This is a genomic window from bacterium (genome assembly GCA_019912885.1).
Taxonomy (GTDB): domain Bacteria; phylum Lernaellota; class Lernaellaia; order JACKCT01; family JACKCT01; genus JAIOHV01.
Genome location: JAIOHV010000168.1, coordinates 1 through 5,304, shown reverse-complemented (window position 1 = coordinate 5,304; position 5,304 = coordinate 1). Strand labels below are relative to the sequence as shown.

6 protein-coding genes are annotated in these 5,304 nt (G+C 64.2%); all 6 read left to right on the top strand.

The genetic code is table 11. The annotated features are described in order from the left end of the window. Positions 1-863: 4Fe-4S dicluster domain-containing protein (locus K8I61_14620; protein MBZ0273269.1), on the top strand; the 863-nt coding region annotated here is incomplete at its 5' end. 24 nt (positions 864-887) lie between these two features. Beyond that, a complete protein-coding gene (gene nrfD / locus K8I61_14615) occupies positions 888-2,297 on the top strand; it encodes a polysulfide reductase NrfD (GenBank protein ID MBZ0273268.1) in 1,410 nt (469 codons plus the stop codon). Next, positions 2,294-2,839 carry a DUF3341 domain-containing protein gene (locus tag K8I61_14610; protein MBZ0273267.1) on the top strand — a complete coding sequence of 182 codons (546 nt, stop codon included), beginning with the start codon at positions 2,294-2,296 and terminating at the stop codon, positions 2,837-2,839. Before nrfD ends, K8I61_14610 begins: the two co-directional genes overlap by 4 nt. Next, positions 2,836-3,459 carry a cytochrome c gene (locus K8I61_14605; GenBank protein ID MBZ0273266.1) on the top strand — a complete coding sequence of 208 codons (624 nt, stop codon included), beginning with the start codon at positions 2,836-2,838 and terminating at the stop codon, positions 3,457-3,459. The genes K8I61_14610 and K8I61_14605 overlap by 4 nt, the downstream gene beginning before the upstream one ends. Further along, positions 3,456-4,667, top strand: coding sequence for a hypothetical protein (locus K8I61_14600; GenBank protein ID MBZ0273265.1), 1,212 nt, complete (start codon positions 3,456-3,458; stop codon positions 4,665-4,667). Before K8I61_14605 ends, K8I61_14600 begins: the two co-directional genes overlap by 4 nt. 6 nt (positions 4,668-4,673) lie before the next feature. Continuing rightward, a complete protein-coding gene (locus K8I61_14595; protein ID MBZ0273264.1) occupies positions 4,674-5,285 on the top strand; it encodes a hypothetical protein in 612 nt (203 codons plus the stop codon). Positions 5,286-5,304 lie beyond the last annotated feature (19 nt).

Below are 5,304 nucleotides of genomic sequence, written 5' to 3'. Positions count from 1 at the left end.
TGGAAGGCCGGCCGCTTCTTCGCGAGGGCACGCTTGAGGAATTCGTCAAGGAGCCGCACTTCGCCAGGGAGATGGTGGAGCATCCGCCGCTGACGGCCCTGTGGGACGACCCGGTGGACTACGGCAAGGGCCAGCAGTGGGGCATGAGCATCGACCTGACGGCCTGCACAGGCTGCAACGCCTGCGTCGTCGCCTGCCAGGCCGAGAACAATATCCCGATCGTCGGCAAGGAGCGCGCGGGATACGGCCGCGAAATGCACTGGCTGCGCATCGACCGCTACTTCTCGGGTTCGACGGATAACCCCTCCGCCTCGTTGATGCCGGTGCCGTGCATGCAGTGCGAAAACGCGCCCTGCGAGAGCGTCTGCCCCGTCGCGGCGACGGCGCACAGCCCCGACGGCCTGAACGACATGGCTTACAACCGCTGTATCGGCACGCGCTATTGCAGCAACAACTGCCCGTACAAGGTGCGGCACTTCAACTACTTCGCCTACAACAAAGAGCCGTACAACAAGAATCCGGACGACCCGGAGCTCTCGAAGATGCAGCGCAACCAGAATGTCACGGTGCGGTTCCGCGGCGTCATGGAGAAATGCACGTACTGCGTTCAGCGGATTTCGGTCGCGCGCATCGACGCGAAGGCGCACGGCGACGGCGTGGTGCCTGACGGCGCGATCGTCCCCGCGTGCGCGCAGACCTGCCCGACCAACGCGATCGTCTTTGGCGATATCAACGACAAGACCTCGCGCGTGGCGAAAAAGAAAGCCCTGCCGCGCGAATACGCGATGCTGGCGGAGATCAACACGCGGCCGCGCACGACGTATCTGGCGAAGATCCGTAACCCGAACCCGGCGCTGGGATAGGACATGGCGACAGAAGTCCGCACCATGGAACGATACGTTCCGGAGAACACCGAGGCGTACGACCCGATCGACGGGCGCCACCCGCTGATTCTCGGCGAGCAATCGTTCTCCGCGGTCACGGAAGCCGTCTGCCGTCCGACGGAAACCCGGACGCCCAAGGCGTGGTGGGTGCTGTTCGCCGTCTCGATCACGATGCTCGCGTGGTTCGGCGTGGCGATCGGCTATCTGTTCTGGGAGGGCGTCGGCATCTGGGGCCTGATGATCCCGGTCGGCTGGGCGTGGGACATCACGAACTTCGTCTTCTGGGTCGGTATCGGTCACGCGGGCACGCTGATCTCCGCGATCCTCTTCCTGTTCCGGCAGAAGTGGCGCACGTCGATCAACCGTTTCGCCGAGGCGATGACGATCTTCGCCGTCATGTGCGCCCTGACATTCCCGGGCATTCACGTCGGCCGCGTGTGGCTGGCTTACTATCTGTTCCCGATTCCGAATCAGATGTCGGTCTGGCCGAACTTCCGCAGCCCGCTTTTGTGGGACGTGTTCGCGGTGTCGATCTACGGCACGGTGTCCCTTTTGTTCTGGTACACCGGCCTCATCCCCGACCTCGCCACGCTGCGCGATCGCGCCAAACACCGCGCGGGCAAGGTGCTCTACGGCGTCGTCGCGCTTGGCTGGCGCGGGTCGAACCGGCACTGGCTGAACTACGAAAAGGCGTACCTGCTGCTGGCCGGCCTTTCCACGCCGCTCGTGCTTTCGGTCCACAGCATCGTGTCGTTCGACTTCGCGGTGTCAGTGCTGCCCGGCTGGCACACGACGATCTTCCCTCCGTATTTCGTCGCGGGCGCGATTTTTTCGGGCTTCGCCATGGTCATCACGCTGATGGTGATCGCCCGGTGGGCGTTCAATCTCGAGCACATCGTGACGATCCGCCATTTCGAGAACATGGCGAAGATCATCCTTGTGACGGGCATGATGGTCGGCTACGCCTATGGGATGGAGTTTTTCATCTCCTGGTACTCGGGCAACCCGTACGAGCAGTTCGCCTTCGTCAACCGCGCTTTCGGGCCCTACGCCTGGGCTTACTGGACGATGATCTCGTGCAACGTGCTTTCGCCGCAGATCTTCTGGTTCAAAAAGGCGCGCACGAGCATCCCCATCCTTTTCGTGATGTCGATCTTCGTGAACATCGGCATGTGGTTTGAACGCTTCGTCATCATCGTGACGAGCCTTCACCGGGACTTCCTGCCCTCGTCCTGGGATTACTTCTCGCCGACGTTCTGGGATATCTCCTGCCTCGTCGGGAGCTTTGGCCTGTTCTTCACCATGTTCTGCCTGTTCGTGCGTTTCCTGCCGATCGTGGCGATGGCCGAGGTGAAGACCGTGCTGCCGGGCGCCAACCCGCACGGCGCCCATGCCCACGGAGGCGGACGATGACCGCCCATCCCGTCCGGCTCATCGGCGTCCTGGCCGAATTCGAAACGACGCACGGCCTGTTTTCCGCCTGCGAGAAGGTTCGCGACGCGGGATTCGCGAACTGGGACGCCCACTCGCCCTTCCCCGTTCACGGACTCGAAAAGGCGATGGGCCTTTCGCGCTCCAAGGTCGGGTGGGTCACGCTCGTCTGCGGCCTGTCCGGCGCCGCCGGCGGCATGGTGTTGCAGTGGTGGGCCAGTGCCGTCGCGCAGCCGCTTGTCATCGCGGGCAAGCCGTTTTTCTCGTGGCCGGCATTCGTGCCGATCACCTTCGAGATCGGCGTGCTGTTCGGCGCGCTCGGCGCCGTGTTCGGAATGCTGCACTTCAACCGGTTGCCGCGCTTTCATCACCCGCTTTTCGCGGTTCACGCCTTCGAGCGCGTCACCGACGACAGGTTCTTCATCAGCATCGACGCGGACGATCCGAAATTCCGCGGCGAGGAGACGGTGAAATGGCTCGTCGACATGGGCGCGACGATCCATCGCGTCGAGGAGGCCGCATGACGCGCCGCTTCGCCGCCCTTTTTTGCGCCGCGGGCCTTGCACTCGCCGCGCTCGCCGGATGCCAGGGACAGTTCTCCGGCAAGCCGCCGGTCCATCCGAACTGGAACATGGACAACGTCGCCCGCTACGACATGCAGGAGCCCAGCAGCTTTTTCGCGGACGGGCGCGCCATGCGTCCCCCCGTCGAGGGCACGGTTCCGCGCGGGTTTCTGAAAGACGACGACGCCTACTGGGAAGGCAAGGACGGCGAACGCTTCATCGAGCGGTTGCCCGACGGCATCGAGCTGACGCTCGCCCTTCTCGAGCGCGGGCGCGATCGCTATGCGATCTATTGCACGCCGTGCCATGACGCCACCGGCAGCGGGCGCGGCGTGGTGATCGCGCGCGGCATGTTGCCGCCGCCGAGCTTCACGGACCCGAGGCTTTTGCAGCAGGACGTCGGCTACTTCTACAACGTCATCACGCACGGCGTGCGGAACATGCCGGCCTACGCGGCGCAGATTCCCGTGGCCGACCGCTGGGCGATCGCCGCGTACGTCCGCGCGTTGCAGCGTTCCGCGTCCGCGACGATCGACGAGGTTCCCGACGACATCAAGGACCAGCGAGGGTGGACCCCGTGAGCGAACACGCCGCGCATACGCCGACCGATATCGAGACCCGGCTTCCCAACGACAGCCGCTGGCGCCGCCTTCCCGTCATCGCGGGCGGCATCGGCGTCGCGGGAGTCGCCGTGTCGATCGTTCTGGGCTTCGCGAACCCGGCGCAGTTCTATTTCTCGTGGCTCGTCGCGTTCATGTACGTCCTTAGCGTCGCGCTCGGCGCGCTTTTCATGGTGCTGTTCCACTACGTGACGCGCGCGGGCTGGAGCGTCGTCGTCAGGCGCGTCGCCGAAAACCTGGCGTATCCGCTGCCGTTGTTCGCGCTGCTGTTCGCGCCGATCGCTCTGGGCCTGCACGAGCTTTATCACTGGTCGCACGCGGACGTGGTGGCGCACGATCCGCTGCTCGCGGGAAAGGCGCCTTATCTGAACGCGACGTTCTTCTTTGTCCGCGCGTTCGTCTATTTCGCCGTGTGGACGCTGATCCTTCGCTACTTCTATCGCCGCTCGGTCAGGCAGGACGATTCCGGCGACTTCGGCATCACGCGCCGCCTGCAGGTGGTGTCCGGCCCCGCGATCGTGTTCCTGGGCCTGACGATGAGCTTTGCCGCCCTCGACTGGATGATGACGCTGAATCCTCACTGGTATTCGACGATTTACGGCGTGTACTATTTCGCCGGCTGCCTCATCGGCGTTTTCGCGACGATGTCGATTCTCGTCGTCCGCTTGCGCACGAACGGCCCCCTGACGAGCGTCGTCACGCCCGAGCACATGCAGGATCTCGGCAAGCTGCTGTTCGCGTTCACCGTTTTTTGGGCATACATCGCGTTTTCGCAATTCATGCTGATGTGGTACGCGAACATCCCCGAGGAGACGGTGTGGTATCTGGCGCGCCTTGCGGGATCCTGGCGCGTGGTGACGATCGCGCTGATGGTGGGGCATTTCGGCCTGCCGTTCCTGATCTTGCTTAATCGCGACCTGAAGCGAAAAAACGCGACGCTCACCGTTCTGGCCGCGTGGATGTTGATCATGCACTTTGTCGATATCCATTGGCTCGTCATGCCGACGCACCACGCCTCGGGCTTTTCGCCGCACCTGCTCGACCTGACGACGTTGGTGGGCATCGGCGGATTGTATCTCGCGGGATTCGGATTCGCGCTTGGCCGGGCGCGCGTCGTGCCGGCGAAGGATCCCCGGCTCGCCGAGTCGCTTCGCTTCGAGAACGTGTAGGATACGATGAGCACCGAGAACGCGAATCCCGAAGAACCCCGGCATCCCGATTGGGATCAGCCGTGGAACGCGGCGGTCAACGTGAAACCGAGCATCAATTTCGCGAAGAAGCTCGTGCATCCGCATGTGGAGCGCGACGACGTGCCGCCCGCGGAAGACCACGTGAAGCTCGGCTACGAGCCCGATCCGCTTCCGTTCCATTTCCTTTTGATCGCCCTCGTCGTCATGGGCTTCATCGTCGGAGGTTCGGGCATCGCGATGGTGCTTTTGCACCACGCGACCGCGACGTACACGCTGAAGGCGAAGGAGGCGGCGCCGGTCTATCTGCTGACGCCCATGAATCCGGAAACGGCCCGCGAGGTGCTCGGAAGCTACCAGCGTTTCGACGATCGCGCCGGCCGCTATCGGATCCCCGTGGATGAGGCGATGCGGAGGCTGGCGGCGGACCCGTCGTTGATCGCGCCGATTCCGCTGACGAACGAGGAGATCGCCAAGCTCCCGCCGCCGTCGGCTGCGCCGACGCCCGCGGTAACGCCTGCCGGCGCGGACGCCGGGGCCGCGATTCCCGTTCCGGTTCCAGGCGCAACCGCCCCCGCCGAAGGGGAGAGCGCCGAATGACGCTCGCGCACGCGCGATT